Here is a 16,249-nt window from a genome sequence, read left to right on the forward strand (position 1 = left end):
TCTTTATTAGCAACTTTTACTGTGTCACCTTTTTTGAATTTTGAGTTACTACCATTTGAGAAGTTTACGTTTACTTCTTGACTAATTCCATCAAGATCTTTATATGCCACAGTTACATAGTCAGCCTCTGCATCAGTTATTACACCAACTACAGCATTTTCTTCTTGTTTTGTTTGGTGGTGGATTTGATCAGATTTTGCAATAAATTGTGCAGCCTCTGCACGAGTGATTGGTCTATTAGGAGACCAGCTATTTCCATCTTCAGTACCCTTAGAAATTTCTGTTTGTATTAAAATATTTGCATATCTTTCTCCCCAATGTCCTTTTAAATCCTCAAATGTAGTTACGCTATTTCCAGCAACTTTATTTTCTAATTTATAAGCGTTTGCCACCATTGAAGCCATGGATGCACGATTAATCAAACCCGTTGGAAGGAAGTTACCATTTCCATCTCCTTTAATAGCACCTGCTTTTTCAACAGCTGCAATATAAGGTGCCGCCCAGTGGTTTTGAGCATCTTGGAAAGATGGTTTAGCATTTTTATTAATTTCTAATCCAAGCATAATAGCCATTATTTTGGCAGCTGAACCGCGATCAATTGTTTCAGATGGAGAAAAAGTGCCATCGGGTTTTCCGTGTAATGCACCTTTTTCAACTAGGTAATTTACAGAAGGGCTTACCCAATTTGGGACATCCGGAAATTTATGAGTATTTGCAAATGTACTAGATGAGTAGGAAAGTAGACTTCCAGCGAGAATTCCTGTAGCAATTAATTTATATTTCAAAACGTAACACTCCTAAAATAATATTAAAGCTTGGTAAATCTATCATTTATAGTGAATCTTATAAGTAATATGACTTAGTTTAAACAATAGAGTAGGTTGGCAATTTCACTATAATACAGGTATATAATAATTAGTTAATTTAAACTATTATTTCGAAAAGAATCTAAAGACATACACTTATAATAAGGGACTATTTGATATATTTACCACGCTTGTGTAACTAGTATAGTTACTTATATATACGAGTGTCAATTGAAAAAGTATTACATTTTTGTAAGATAATCATGTTAATAATATAGTAAGTAATTATTAAACAAAGTGAATGATTACTCATTATAATAATTATAAGAATTGATAAAAGTGTTTTTAATCTTATGGAATGAGAAGGCTCTCTAGATTAAATAAAAGAGGAATATTTAGCACTATTTACAAGTTATTTACTGTGAAGCTAGGCATTAGTAGTTGTTCATAAAAATGTGATATTTATTTTGTTGACACTTGTATGTACGAGTGCATATAATAGGTACTCCAATTGGATATATGTTACATGTGTAAATTTCCATAGAGATACATATTTATGTTTATATAACATATGTTTTTGATTAATGGAGCTATTCTGCATTTCTATTTATATAATCTAATTATTACAATAAAAAAATATAATACCAATCATTTTTTATATGTATCTGGTTAGTATAAACATAACTATACTTTATTGTAAAAAAATTATAGTCTAGCTTTCATATACTGTTGGTACCAGGAAGGGAGTAGAAGTTAATAATAGTGTTATAGGGATGGTTATACAAAAAGGTATAGTTTTTTGGGGGTAATACTAAATTTTATAAAATAATGTAATGGAAAAATACAGACTATAGAATAGGCGATATAACATAAAAAGAGTAGGAACGGTATGGATTAGAAATCACGTTGTTCGTATTATCCAATTTATTTGTAAATATGCTAGTTTTCTAGGTATATTTGTATCATTTTATTAGAAAAAGGAGGCAAGATAACACGTATTTAGAAAGGATATAACGTGTTAATTGATAGTATGAAAAAAATGCGAAACGTTTTAGCAATGACTGTAGCACTACAAGCTGCACTGGTTCCAACTACTTCATTTGCTGCACCAGTGGAAAAAGTAGAAAAAGTAGGGGAAACAACATCTGATATCCAAGCCATTAAAAGTATTGAAAGGCATATGAAAGATGAAGATGGAAAAAATGATAAGGTAGAAGCGAATGAGGAAATACAAGGTGATTTTCTTGTATATATTCAGAATGAAACACCGCTCTACGAATCTACTAATTTACAGACTACAGTGATAAGTCAAGTTTCCCAACAAGTAGTTAAAGCTACTAAGAAAAAAGGAGACTGGTATTATGTTCAAACCAATATAAGCAACGGTTGGATACATAACAATGGTCATTCATTAGAAGTAAGAGATATTTATCATTTAACAAATGAAGCAAATAAGCTAGTAGTTAATGAAAAAGTATTCATGTATTCTTCTCCATTTGATGCATTTAAAGAAGAGGAGAGTCTGCAACCTCAAACTGTTACTGCTGTAGCGCAAGCTGGTGAATGGTTCCAAATTCAACTTGCACAAGGTTTGAAGTGGATTCATTCATCATCCGCAAAGTTTGAAGGAACAAAATCTTCGCTGATTACATCTAAATCTGCAAGTCAAGACGTTAAAAGTTCCAATGGTGGTACATTAACTTTTCCGAAGTATTATGCGGTGCCAGGAGCAACACTGAAAACTGGTAATATATATGACGTACCTCTTACAGAGTGGATTGTTCCAAAAGGAAATGATAACATTCGACCAGGATATGCGATGGATCCGCGTTATATTACAATTCATGAAACTGATAATGAAAGTTCAGGTGCGGGTGCAAAAAATCCTGCAAAATACTTATATAATCAGGCAACAGGAGACACAGACCACGGGGCATCATGGCATTTTACAGTAGATGATAAAGAGATTTATCAGCATCTGCCTTTAAATGAAAATGGATGGCATGCTGGTGATGGAGAAAATGGAACAGGAAATAGACAATCAATTGCAATTGAGATTGCTGTGAACGGAGATTATGAAAAAGCAGTAGAAAACGCACGTAAATTAACAGCGTACTTAATGAAAGAATTAGATATTCCTCTAGATAACGTTAAGAAACATCAATATTTCAGTAAATATCATAAAAAATGTCCAGCAAAAATGATTGCACGAGGCACTTGGAATGATTTTTTAAATGGTGCACAAGGGTATTATGATCAAAATAATAAAATACAAGTGAGCCAAACGGATGACATATCTGGCATGTGGTATGAACAGGAAATTAGAGAACTAGCATCTAAAGGTATTATGGTGGGGGACGGAAAAGGTTCCTATTGGCCAGAGCGTCTTGTAACACGTGCTGAATTTGCCACTTTAATTTCAAGAGCATTGGAGTTACCTATAGGAAAAGCAAACTTTACAGATCTTCACTTAGCACATTCATCATTAGTAGATGGAATTAATCGTGCAGCCACTGCAGGTATTATTAAAGGTCGTGGTAACAATATTTTTGCACCGAATGATACGATTACACGTGAAGAGGTTGTAATTATGGTTGATCGTGCTTTGCAGTATAAAGGCATTGTTGGGGCATTGGCATCTGTACCGTTCTCAGACCAAGATTTAACATATGATAAGCAAGCCTTACAACGTGTTTATAAATTAGGTATTGTAAAAGGAAATGAAAACAATCAATTTGTTCCAAAAGGGACAGCAAGACGTGCAGAAGCGGCAGCATTTTTAAATAGAATGCTACGTGTAGTAGGTAATGAGAACATGATTAATAAATCAACAAAACCTTTAGAGATAAAAAATCCTGAAAATAATATTGTTGCTACTTCATATGAAGAGATTGATTTAACATTGGCTTCAAATATTACTGCTCAAGAGATTGATAGTTTTATTGCAAAATACCATTCAGATAGTCCATTAGTTGGACATGGGAAAGATTTTATTACTGCGCAAAATAAATATGGTGTTAACGCCCTTTATTTAGCAGCACATGCAATTTTAGAATCTGGTTATGGAAAATCAGAAATAGCGTACCGCAAACATAATCTCTTTGGATTACGTGCGTATGATGGAGATCCGTTTAGACATGCGAAATATTTACCAACTTACGGCGACAGTATTGCTTATAACGCTAATTATGTACGAGAAAGATATTTAGAAGAAAGTGGTATGCATTATAACGGACCAACGTTAGCTGGTATGAATGTGAAATATGCATCAGATAAAGGCTGGGGTGAGAAAATTGCTAGTATAATGGGACGTATTAAACCGTTCAAATCAAAAGATTATACATCAGCGAAAAAATTACCAAAGAATCCAGAAACATTAGATGTTGAAGCGTTATCTAATGAAATTCCGTATAAATTGTATGCAGATGGGTCAAAAGCAAACGTTGTATCCTCAGCTGCTTACTACCATGTACCATATTCATTTGATTTACAGATTAAAAGTAAACCAGGTATTGAGCAAAACAAAGTTGCGACATTAACTCCTGGAACAAACATCATTATTTATCGTGAAGATCCAAATGAATGGGTTGAATTCTCTTTTGAAGCTAATGGAGAAAAATACTGGACATTAAAAAATAAATTAAGTATGTAACCAAAAAAGGTCTGCACAACTTTGAGTGGATCTTATTTGCTTGTAATTAATAATTTGTCTTATTACATTTTGGGAAATTTCCGTATGTATTTGTAAGGGTTTTATTGGACTTTTGTATGCCAGAAGCCATGTACTAATAGTATCTTCGGCAACTAAAGATAATACTTATTTCCATTCTTTTTTTATTCATATAAGAGAAGGACACAGAAGATTGGAGGAAAAGTGTCTGCCATGCTAAATGTGAAAAAAGTGTGAAAAGAAGTATCTTTATCTTAAATATGTAAGATTGCATATCAAATACAGTTGATAATCATTATCATTGTAACTATACTGATTACAGTTAGCTTGATGTTAACTGTAAGTAAAATTACAACATGAATGGAGATGTTATTAAAATGGGTATGAAAAAAATCATTTTAGCTGGTACATTAGGAATTGCAGCACTTGCAGGAACAAATTTACCAGGATTAGAAGCAACAAAAGCGAGTGCAGCTTCTATTGAAACGAATATGTCAACAATTGAAGGTCGTGTAGTTGAGATTGATAACAATGTAATTTCTGTTGAATCAAAACAGTATACAAATTCTGTTCGTGTCTATTTAAATTCTATACCAAATGTAAAAATAGGAGATGAAGTAAAAGTTAATGGTACAATGATGCGTGATTTTGCTGAATATATGCTTGCAAATTCTATTGAAAAAGTTCAAGGTACTGATACATTACACCAGGGAAGTTATATTGAGGATGGTTTTGGATACGAATATGAAATAGGATATGTTACAAAAGCAGGTAAGTTTAAAGCTGGAAAAGCAGAAATTAATTATGTGATTGTTCAATATACTGGAATAAATGACAGTAAACGAGATGTTAGAGTGGAGTTGACACAAGGACAGAAATTTAATGTAGGGGATAAAGTTAAAGTGCATTTGGCAAGGGCTTCAAGAAGCGATGTATTGTCTATGCAAGATGGAATTGAAAAAGTTAATGATTCAATAAATAGTACTAGTACTGGGTCTTTAGAAAAAAAAGGTACAACATTGAAACCAGGAATGTATGAAAAAGAAGATGGTCAGCCTAATTTTGTAATTGGAGAAATCACAAAAATAGATAAAGATTATACAGATTATGTATCTGTCACATACCCTTCTAAAAATGGGAAAAATGATCTTGTTTATGTGGAGTTAACACAGGGTCAACAATTTAATATGGGTGATATGGTTCGAGTAGAGTTTCATGATGGGTCTAATTTCCATGGACCTGATAAAACAACGTATGACCATATTCAAAAATTTAACGATAAAATAAAACAGAATACAAATAAAGAGCAATGGGTTTGGTCTTGATTTTAATAAAATAAAATTATCCATCTATAATGTATATACTAATTCAAAAAGCCTTGTAATATATTACAAGGCTTTTTGAATTAGTTACTTTAAAACATTATCTTTTATTTCATTTTTATTAGCTGTTTGCAAAAATGTCATATTTATTTCATTGACACTCGTGTATACAAGTAACTATAATTGTTACATCTATTGGATATATGTTACATTTTTATAATTTCTCAGAGAGACATGTTTATATAATGATGGTTCTGTGTATATTCTTATGACTGGAAATTCTGTTCATACACTTAATTTCGTAAAATTTGTTTATAAAGATATAAATAAATGATTTACTGATAATTTTTAATGCATCAAATCAGTATGAACCTTCTGTAATCTTTTAATTTTGGAATTATGTTGTTAGCATTGTCCAATTCATTTGTAAGCAGGCTAGAGTACTAGACGTATTTGTGTCATTTTATGAGAAAAAGGATGCAAAGAATTATGGTAATTTATCATTTTCCGACAGAAGATTCTTCACTTCTCAAAAATGTGAAGGGGTGACACATCAATTTTAGGTGGGGGATGAATGTCGGTAGGTGTAAGCCTACTTTTTAAAGAAAGGATACGAAAAATGAAAATGAAAAATGTAGTAATAACAGGTGCAGTATTTGTAACAGCTCTGCTTTCAACAGGAGGAGTAAAAGCAGAAGAAGTAATTTATAAAGATATACCAAAGGGACATTGGGCAGAGGAAGGGATTCAGTATTTATCGAGCCAGGGTATCTTTAAAGGATACGGAAATGGTCTATTTGGCTTTGGAGATAAGATTACTAGGGGACAAGTAGCCGCTCTAGTAAAACGTTATTTAAAATTAGAGGACAATGTTTATGTAGGAAGTAAGTTCTTAGATACGAAAGGACACTTTTTTGAAAAGGATATTGAAATTGTGGCACAAGCAGGGATCATGCGTGGGGATGGTTCGGGTAATTTTCTTCCAGATGGTATTTTAACTCGATATGAGATGGCAGTAGTATTGCAGCATACTTTGAAATTAGAAATAGATGGTGTGAATGGTAATAAACATGGATTTAAAGATATCCAAGAAGGGCATTGGGCAGTACCATATGTAAAAGCAATTGCGGATGCAGGGATATCTAAAGGTGACGGAGCAGGGAATTTTATGGGTGGACAAGATGTAACACGTGAACAATATGCTCAGTTTTTATTTAATTCAATGAAATTGAATAAGAAAGAGACGAGTAGAACTGAAGAAGGAAAAGATAAGACAGAAAAACGGGAAGAGTTGAAAGCTTCAGAGGTAGTAGCCTCTGTTGAAAATGCAAGTAAAGAAGAAGGAAAAGATAAGACAGAAAAACAGGAAGTAAAGAAACTGCCAGAGGTAGTAGTAGCCCCTGTTGAAAGTGCAAGTAAAGAAGAAGGAAAAAATAAGACAGAAAAACAGGAAGAGAAGAAACTGCCAGAGGTAGTAGTAGCCCCTGTTGAAAATGCAAGTAATGAAGAAGGAAAAGATAAGACAGAAAAACAGGAAGAGAAGAAACTGCCAGAGGTAGTAGTAGCCCCTGTTGAAAATCTAAGTAAGGTAGAAAAGGACAGATATAAGGAAGTTAAGCAAACAAATATAAAAGAGATTTTTAGTTTGAAAGAGCCAATCTGGATATTTAAGGCCGGAATAAGTAAAGGGAAATACCATGATCGACAAGAATTAGGTTTTATTTTACAAGAAAACACGCTTCTAAAAGTAAGACAGACAAATCCCCAATTTAAGAAAAAGTTAACATTACGTTTGTTATCTAATGATTCAAATGAGGAGAAATCGATTCAAGTAGGGAATGAATGGGTAACGGTTCAAGCAAATGTACCCTTAGTTCCGTTTGTAGATACTCCTTACGAAGAAGATGGGGCAAAATTGGAGTATATAGTGGAGAGTGAAAAATCTCAGAAACCTCTTCCAATTTATCAGGAAAAAGAAAGTGCTTTTCAGTTTTTTGAAACATGGGATCAATCTGATGGAGAATACGCATTAATTCAAGGAAAAAGTTTTCAATTATTTGTACCTAAACAAGACAAAGAATCATTAAGAAATTTAAAGGACTTTCAATCTTTAAATGAATTAATCAACTATTATGAAGAGATTTTTGCTATGTATGATTCGATTATTGGTTTGGATGGCTCAACACCTGAAAATGAAAAAAGCCATAATCGTTACTTTTTAAAGGCAGATTTACATGGTGCTGGTGGTGCCTACTATGGATCCAATTTGACAGCGAATAGTTCAGCTAATACAAAGATGTGGTTAGACAAAATGAGTTGGGGAACGTTACATGAGATTGCGCATGGCTACCAAGCTGGTTTTGATAATCAAGGAATATATACAGGAGAAGTCTCCAATAATTTGTTTGGTGTCCAATATCAATACAGTAAATACGGCAAGAAAGCAGATCAAGTTGGTTGGTTGTTTAATTTTGGGAAAAAACAAGCCGTTGAGAAAAATTTATATAATGCTGTAATGAAGGAAAATAAAGAATATGATGATTTAGATTTAAGGCAAAAGCTCATTCTTCTGTCTATGGCAAAACAAAAGGCCGGAAATGAAGCTTTTACAAAAATGTATCAAGGTTATCGGAAATTAGCTAGCCAAGCTGGTTTCAATAATAGGGACTATCCTTTACCAGATTTAATGAACCAGTATTACAGTGAGCATAGTCAGTTTGATTTTACACCTGTTTTCGAAAGATGGGGGCTAAACCTTAATTATAATCAAACAGAGATGAACCGAGCAAATGGCTATCAGGCAATTAGCCCATTAGCTGATATAGTACCTGAATCGCAATTAGTTGAAGCAAGAGCGATAGTAGATCCAGAAATCTTAATCAATTCTAATTTTGAAATGGTTACAAATCAGCAAATAGCTCCACTAGGATTAAAAGGAAACTTAAACATCCATTTGAATACTGATCATATAGAAAGCTTTAAAGGGGAAAAAATTCAGTTAAAAGAAGGAAATAAGGTAATTCAAGAGCAAAAGATTGAAACAGAAAATATCAAATTCCAATATATACCAAACGGTATTTATACCGTTGATATTCCAGATGGGAAGGATGGAAAGTATCATTTCAAACAACATTACGCTTACGTAAAGGAAAAGAATAACGCTTTATCGATTGATATTAACAAAATTGAAGTGAGTAATCTAATTAACCAGAACATTAATTTTTTAGGGTTAGCAGATAATCAATTTGCTGAATTAAATACAGATTTGAATCAGCAACAAGCTACTTTTACAATTACTACTAAAACTCCTCACAGCTACTATGCAGGAGAAAAATACGCATCGATTGAAGTATTTAATGATAAAGGAGAAAAAATTTACACACAAGAAATGCAAGGAACAAATGTAATGATTGGGAAAGACGTTATCCCTTTAAAAGAAGGTTATCAAATCAAGATTTATCATGATGAAATAAAAAAAAGATTAACCGGTGAAAGCGAGCTCATTAATTCTTCGATTAAAACAAACAGTTTCATTATGACAAAATGGGGATTGAAAAATGATTCTCTTCAAAACAAACCAGAAGAAGACCTTATGAAACGGATTGATAATGCAGCAACAGTGATTCTAAACAATCCTAGTTTAAAAGATAGTCCTGTGCAACAATTAGAAGCGAAAAAACATTTATGGATGGCAATAAATGTTTTGCCAGACCCATATAAAGTAAGCTATATGAATAAATATCAAGACATCCTTCATTGAACTATTCCCACTTAACGATCTTGCAGGTCGTTTGAATTGGGAGATTCCTGTGACTACTGATGTATCCACCAGTTATCTTAGTAGGGATTTGTTCATAGTTCATACGGTGAGAATTGAAATGTCTTGTACGTTGTCTCACTACGCTTCCTACTTTAGCTTGGTTTTCACAACTTCGGCAAATATGGGACGATAGAAAGTTGAAAATTTTAGGATTGCAATGAAATTTCTAAAACCAACCTCATATCTTCAGTTTACAAAGATTAATCTTTACAAGTATGTGGTAGCAAACATTTTGGCTTATACCAATCGACAGAAGTCTCTCACTTATTTGCTGGTGTTATCACAACTTCATACAAATTGAGGAGGGCGTCTTCTTGGCTAAAATGATGAAGGACATAGCCTCACTGGAAGTGAGGAAAGATATACTAAGAAAAGGTTAGGTACAAATTTAAACAAAGAGACATGGTAAAGTCCATGTCTCTTTTCGTCTTTCATTCTCAAGTTAATATAACTATTTCAATCTACTGCTGAGTATTGTACCAAGACAAAAATTCAAAGGTAATTAATCAGTAATAACGTAGGATTTTTGCCAATCGGATATATATAAACGACAGAATACAAGGTTTTCTATAGGCTTAGGGTTTTATGTCCTTATAAAAAAATGTGTGGATGAAAATTAGCGCCGATAACGATAGTGAATTTCATTATCGTTTATATGTAGGTGATTTGTTGATAAAAAACGCACTAAATATATAATGTAATTCATATAAGTAAGTGTAATAATAGTTTAATGAATTTATATAATGTAGAATTGCTCATAATTGAGACTATATTTATTTATTTAAAATTAGTGATTAAGGTACGTAAGTTTATATAAACTTATTGTTAAACATACAGGCTCATCTAGAATTTAAAGGATATTAATGAAATAGAGGATGAACAGACTTGGCTTAAAGATGTACCAAAAAGACGTTGATCAGGGCAAATTATTTTGCATTTAAGGAAGTGGGGAATTTTTGAAGTGTATGGAAATCACAATTTAGATTTGGAAACTATGTTACTAGTGAACAAATTGCTTCTTGAGTTAAGCAATAATTAAAATTAGAAGAAACGACTAACCAGAAGAGGGTATTTACAGATACAAAAGGGCATATGTTTGAGAAAGCTAGTAATATAGTAGCACAAATAGGAATTATATAAGATGATGTGACTGATAATTTTTTAGTAAATAATATAGTAACACGTGAACAATACACATAGTTTTTATACAATGCAGTAAGCGCAAAGTAAGAAAGTAAATTTGATTGTAAGCCTTTTGATGCAAAACCGCATAGACAATAGTGATTCATCTGTAAGTGCTGTTCATACTGATACTTCCAATCCTAAAATGGATATATATGTAAATAACAATTGTAACATTCTAAATTTTATCTAGTGCCAAAAATAAAGATTGGTACTAAAGTAGCTTATTTTAATACAGAAAAATTTTTTTATTTAATCTAAGAATCCATTTGTTTCATAAGATTAGATTCATTTTTATCAACTATTATATTTATTTAAGTGACTAATTATTCACCTTATATAATAATTAATCACTATATTATTAACATAGTTACCTTACAATAATGTAAGATTTTTTTGATTGACACTCGTATATATAAGTAACTATACTAGTTACGCAACAGCGATTCCTATGTAAGAGCTGTGTATACTGATACTTTCAACTTTCAAAAGATGTGTATCTATATAAAAACAACAGTAAGTGTAACTATTACAATCTGAAATGCCTTTACTTGTATAGGGTACAGTCTTATTAGTCATAATCTCGTATGGATAGTTGGAGAACTTGAAATTAACATAAAAGAATAATTTTATATTAAACGTAATATCTTAATGAACTAAAATAAAGTTATAGTATGCTCAGTATGCTCCTCGTTTGTATCTTGGAGTTCTTATGATGAATCAATATATAAAGTACCATTTCATAAAATAAAGGAGATTTAATTATGAATTTTAAACAAATTATTTTGGCGGGTGCTGTCATAACTACAGCAACGTTAACGACTTTGAACAGTGTACAAGCTGAGAAAAAAATATTTAATGATGTTCCAGTCAATCATTGGTCTGAAAAAGCAATTAATGATTTAGCAAATAGAAAAATTGTATATGGTTATGGAAATAATAAATTTGGATTTGGAGATAAAGTAACACGTGGTCAAGTAGCGAGAATGTTATACAATTATTTAAAACCACAGGATGTAGACACAAGTTTTCAAACTCCATTTACAGATATAAAAGGTAATATGTTTGAAAAAGAAATTTTAGCAATTGTAAAAGCAGGAATTATGATTGGATATGGAAATGATAAATTTGGACCAAATGATATGTTAACTCGTGAACAAATGGCAGTAGTTCTTGCAAATGCATTTAAATTAAAAGCGAATTCAACCACTAATTTTAAAGATGTAGATAAAAATTATTGGGCGACGAAAGCAATCAGTGCGCTGCAAGAAAATAAATTAAGTGCAGGTACAGGAAATGGTATGTTTGAACCTAAAGTAATTGTAACACGTGAACAATATTCGCAGTTCTTATATAATGCGATCAATAAAGTAGAGAAACCAGAAGTGCAACCAGAAGTGCAACCAGAAGTGCAACCAGAAGTGCAACCAGAAGTGAGGCCAGAAGTGAAAATTGAGGCGACGAAGGAAACAACGTCGGAGATTAACTTACCAGCAAACCTAGATAAATCTTTAGTGACAAATGATGTTACTTATAATCGAATTGCAGTAAACATTCTACCAGTTTCTCAAATTTCAATTTCAGAACAAGCACAAAGTTTAGTCCGTGATATTAATAAAAAATATAATACTAATTTGAAATTTAGTAATATTGGATTAGGCATTAAGTTGTTAGATGAGGATATGCATCTTCCAACAGATTCAATTGGCGGGCAATTCCTTGTTGAAGGACCAGCTGAAAATGATTTTGAAATTAAATCCTTATATAATAATGAGGCAGTTGTGGAACTTACAAAAAAATGGGTTACTTTATTAGTTCCTGAATTAAATTTAAATCAAGAAATTCAAGAAGCAGTAGACAAACATACTATGAATAACTACTATTTAAAAGGAGATTATAGGGTTAGAATTATGAACTCAAAATCTGATAAAGTAATGCGAGTACAAGTAGAACCTAAGTAATTTTTATTGTTTTATAATATAAAGTTTACTAGAATACAAAAATACAACTCAAATGCATTATATAAAAGACACACCTCTACCTAACTAGTGAACTGTACCCCGAATCATGGACACTTAAAAAAAGCCCAATGATTCGGGGTTTTTGTGTATTTTTATCAAAAAATCTCGTTATAATGGAACCAACGATAGAAATGAGGTACGGAGAATGAGTAAAATTATTTTTGACGAGATTCAAATGAAACAGCTAGAAAAAAATAAAAATGTATTAAAAGCGTCGGAACGTTCGATTAGCTATTGTCCAGATTTCAAAATAAGAGCGGTAAAAGAAAATCAACAAGGAAAAGGTCCTAGCCAAATCTTTTTAGAGAATGGGTTTGACTTAGCTGTGATTGGTGAGAAGAAACCAAAACAATGATGGACTGCCATTTTATTTTTCAATTAAAGCAATTACTATTACTAGGGCAGCCTTCATAATTTTGTTTGTTTTAATTTCGATAGTTACTTCTAGGTTGGTAAAAGTAACCTTAGTGGTGGAACTATTAAAATCCGAAGAAAAGCCTAAACCAGAGCCTAGAAGTTCTATTGCATTGACAGTGTTATCGATTATTTTGATTGGTCTAGGGTATTTCGCAACATTATAAATATCAATCGGAAAAGATTATATGAATGATTATCAATTACTTATATTGACTGGAGTAAGCGTCGCCCTTGTTGTAATCGGCACATATTTCTTCTTTACACAATTAAGTGTCTATGTAATGCGTTTACTTAAGAAAAGATCAAATTTGTTTTATAAAAAAACAAATTTGTTAACATTCTCAGATTTAATATATCGTTTACAAGACAATGCAAAAACATTCTTTATTGTCTCAATTGTTTCAGCTATGGCATTTACTGCAATTGGGATTTGCGCCGCGATAGGTAATTCTAGATTGGCTGAAGGAAAAAGTCCATATGCATTTAAATATGTATCATTTCAAGGAAATGTAAATGAAGAAAAACATGTAGCTGAAATAAAAAAACAACTAGAAAAGGCCCATTTTCAATATATCTTAGTTTCTCCAAAGTTTATAACAACAGAAAATGGAAGGACCTTAATCAGATTAACGGATTATAATGAATATGTTCAAAAGCTGGGGTATCCAGTGGAAAGCTTAAAAAATGATAAAGAAAGTTTGATAATAACATTTAAGAAAGCAAAGAAGGGTAGTAATGAAGAAATTGAAAAGCAGAAAAATAGGCAAATTACACAAGGAAATTTACATATAAATCTTCCTATTCAAAAGAATGTAGAAATTGAAGAACTAAGACAGGATTATGATTCTATATTAGTAGTAAAAGATTTAATATATAATCAAGTCGTGAATGAGTACTTTTTAGGGACATATAAAACACCAATAGAATCAACCTTATAGGGTTTCATAATCAAAGACTGGATTCACACAACTGATATTGCAAAAAAACTAACCCTGGTAATACAAGCAGATGAAAATAGTGGGAATCCATCTTTTTATTTTGATTCTCTTAGCTTAATATGGACTAAAATGAAGCAACAAAATGGGCTATAGTCAATTATGAGTATACTGGTAGGTATCTTTTTTTTCTACAAGTTTTTTATACTTCCGCTTATTTACAGATTTAGATCGAGATTATCAATATTTCAACATGCTTGAAAAAATAGGATTAAGTAAAATTGAATTAAAAAGAATTGTAACAAGACAGATGGTGATCTTGTTTTTCCTACCTATATTAATAGCAATGCTTCATAGTAGTGTGGCGTTTATGGCATTACAGCATATATCCAAATCTACAAGCATTGGTAGAAATATATCTGTTCTAGGCAGCTCTACTATAGTCTTGATAAGTTTTTTATTTATGCAAGATATATATTTCTTCCTCATTCGTTCAAGTTATCTAAAGTCAGTATCAAAAGTAATGTATACAGTAGAAGATATAGAATCTATACAAAATGATTTTTGTATTATAAAAAAGAAAATTTTCACAGATTTTAATAAAACAAAAGATAATCCGTTAAAAAAATCAAAAAACCTTGCAAGATTTTTGCAAGGTTTTTTGAATTGGTATATACATTAAAGAGAGAAATTGAATTTCTAATTATAATTAAGACCAAACCCACTGATCATTTTGATAAGCTTGAGTGTTGGTTTCATCTACTTTTTGAATATTATCTACAACGGTTACATCTGCATCGATATTACCGCGTCCAAAAGCCAATTCCATATTAATTTTCACTTTGTCGCCTAGTTTAAATTTTTGTCCTTGAGTTAAACGAACTTCAATAATTTCTTTTTGACCATATTGATTAATATAAGGAACTATTACGTAATTAAACTCATTAAATTTATTTCCGACCTCTATGATTTCACCTGTTACATGGCCATTTACTTCACGATTCAAAATAGGGTTACTTTGTGCCTGAGAATCATTAACTTTTTCAATTTCGTCCATTACCGACCACTCATTACTTCTTTCAGCGTTCGCCATATGCACTTTCACTTTTTCATCTGCATTAAATTTTTGTCCTTTTGTCAAATAAACCGTAACATTCTTTTTTTGAATCCCATCTTTTCCAGTATATTGAACGATTACATAATCTAATGATTGAACTTTACCTACTTCTTTAATATATCCTATTTCATATTCGTATGCGAAAACATGTTCTAAATATTCTCCCTGATGCAATGTATCAGTCCCTTGAACTTTTTCAATAGACTGTGCAATCATATAACTCTCAAAATTACGCATCATCGCACCAGTAGCTTTTATATCATCACCAACTTTTACATGGGGATTAAAGTTAGTTGTAGTAATACTAAAACGATTAGTATTATCAATATTTGTATTGGACCCTTTCACTTCAATATAGATAGTATTCCCTGAAACTTCCACTACACGTCCTTTTATTGATGAAACATTTGATTCAACAGCTGCACTTGCTTTGGTTACCTCTAATCCAGGTAAATTTGTTCCTGCAAGAGCTGCAATTCCTAATGCACCAGCTAAAATGATTTTTTTCATACCTTATAACATCTCCATTCCGGTTGTATTTAAATGCACAGTTAGGTTTAATCCGTAAATAACTTTCGTATATCACCTATCATGTAATCATTATAGTTACAACGAGAATTATTATCAACTAAAATTGAAATGCAATTTTGCATAATAATAAATTTTAGTTTCATTATTTATCTTCATACTAAGATGAAAGGTAACAAAATGTAAGACAACTGTAAGTTAAAACAATATGTAAATCTATCCTTTTACTATAATCTGAATGAAACATTTAAATGGGTTTAGTTCTGGAAATATATAAAATTTCAGCTTAGAATGTCTTGTTACACCTAATATCTAAAAACGAAAGTTTAGACTTTCTTGTCTAAATTGTTTAGAGATTTATGTCCTTGTACATTGTACAAAACAGATAGTGTAGAAAGACAGAAATGTGGGAACTACTTTTATAACGTGAA

7 protein-coding genes and 3 pseudogenes are annotated in these 16,249 nt (G+C 31.6%); 8 read left to right on the forward strand and 2 right to left on the reverse strand.

The genetic code is table 11. The features are described 5' to 3' along the window. The coding region (locus ACTJJY_RS24685) for an S-layer homology domain-containing protein (RefSeq protein WP_440606809.1) at window positions 1–785 on the reverse strand (785 nt) is incomplete at its 3' end. Window positions 786–1,836: 1,051 nt separating this feature from the next. Between ACTJJY_RS24685 and ACTJJY_RS24690 the strand changes: the two genes are divergently transcribed. From ACTJJY_RS24690 to ACTJJY_RS24725, 8 genes and pseudogenes are all read left to right on the forward strand, one after another. Then, window positions 1,837–4,458: an S-layer homology domain-containing protein gene (locus tag ACTJJY_RS24690; RefSeq protein WP_440606810.1), complete on the forward strand. Its 2,622-nt coding sequence runs from the start codon at window positions 1,837–1,839 to the stop codon at window positions 4,456–4,458. A 401-nt stretch (window positions 4,459–4,859) separates the two neighbouring features. After that, on the forward strand, window positions 4,860–5,801 hold the full coding sequence (locus ACTJJY_RS24695) for a hypothetical protein (protein WP_440606811.1): 942 nt from the start codon (window positions 4,860–4,862) through the stop codon (window positions 5,799–5,801). A gap of 685 nt (window positions 5,802–6,486) precedes the next feature. Beyond that, window positions 6,487–7,023, forward strand: a pseudogene (locus tag ACTJJY_RS24700) (S-layer homology domain-containing protein); the annotation flags it as partial. A 321-nt stretch (window positions 7,024–7,344) separates the two neighbouring features. Beyond that, a complete protein-coding gene (locus tag ACTJJY_RS24705; RefSeq protein WP_440606846.1) occupies window positions 7,345–9,558 on the forward strand; it encodes a putative mucin/carbohydrate-binding domain-containing protein in 2,214 nt (737 codons plus the stop codon). Between the two features lie 2,006 nt (window positions 9,559–11,564). After that, the gene (locus ACTJJY_RS24710) at window positions 11,565–12,761 is read left to right on the forward strand and encodes an S-layer homology domain-containing protein (protein ID WP_440606812.1); all 1,197 of its coding nucleotides are present in this window, start codon (window positions 11,565–11,567) and stop codon (window positions 12,759–12,761) included. Window positions 12,762–12,966: 205 nt separating this feature from the next. Beyond that, a pseudogene (locus ACTJJY_RS24715) lies at window positions 12,967–13,170 on the forward strand (IS3-like element ISBsp3 family transposase); the annotation flags it as partial. A 253-nt stretch (window positions 13,171–13,423) separates the two neighbouring features. After that, the gene (locus ACTJJY_RS24720; RefSeq protein WP_440606813.1) at window positions 13,424–14,176 is read left to right on the forward strand and encodes a hypothetical protein; all 753 of its coding nucleotides are present in this window, start codon (window positions 13,424–13,426) and stop codon (window positions 14,174–14,176) included. Between the two features lie 250 nt (window positions 14,177–14,426). Continuing rightward, window positions 14,427–14,855: a hypothetical protein gene (locus ACTJJY_RS24725; protein WP_440606814.1), complete on the forward strand. Its 429-nt coding sequence runs from the start codon at window positions 14,427–14,429 to the stop codon at window positions 14,853–14,855. A gap of 348 nt (window positions 14,856–15,203) precedes the next feature. On the opposite strand, the pseudogene ACTJJY_RS24730 reads toward ACTJJY_RS24725, so the two are convergent. After that, window positions 15,204–15,800: pseudogene (locus tag ACTJJY_RS24730) on the reverse strand (hypothetical protein); the annotation flags it as partial. Between the last annotated feature and the right edge of the window lie 449 nt (window positions 15,801–16,249).

Origin of the sequence: Bacillus sp. 22475, from assembly GCF_052044835.1 — a bacterium.
Classification (GTDB): Bacteria; Bacillota; Bacilli; order Bacillales; family Bacillaceae_G; genus Bacillus_A; species Bacillus_A cereus.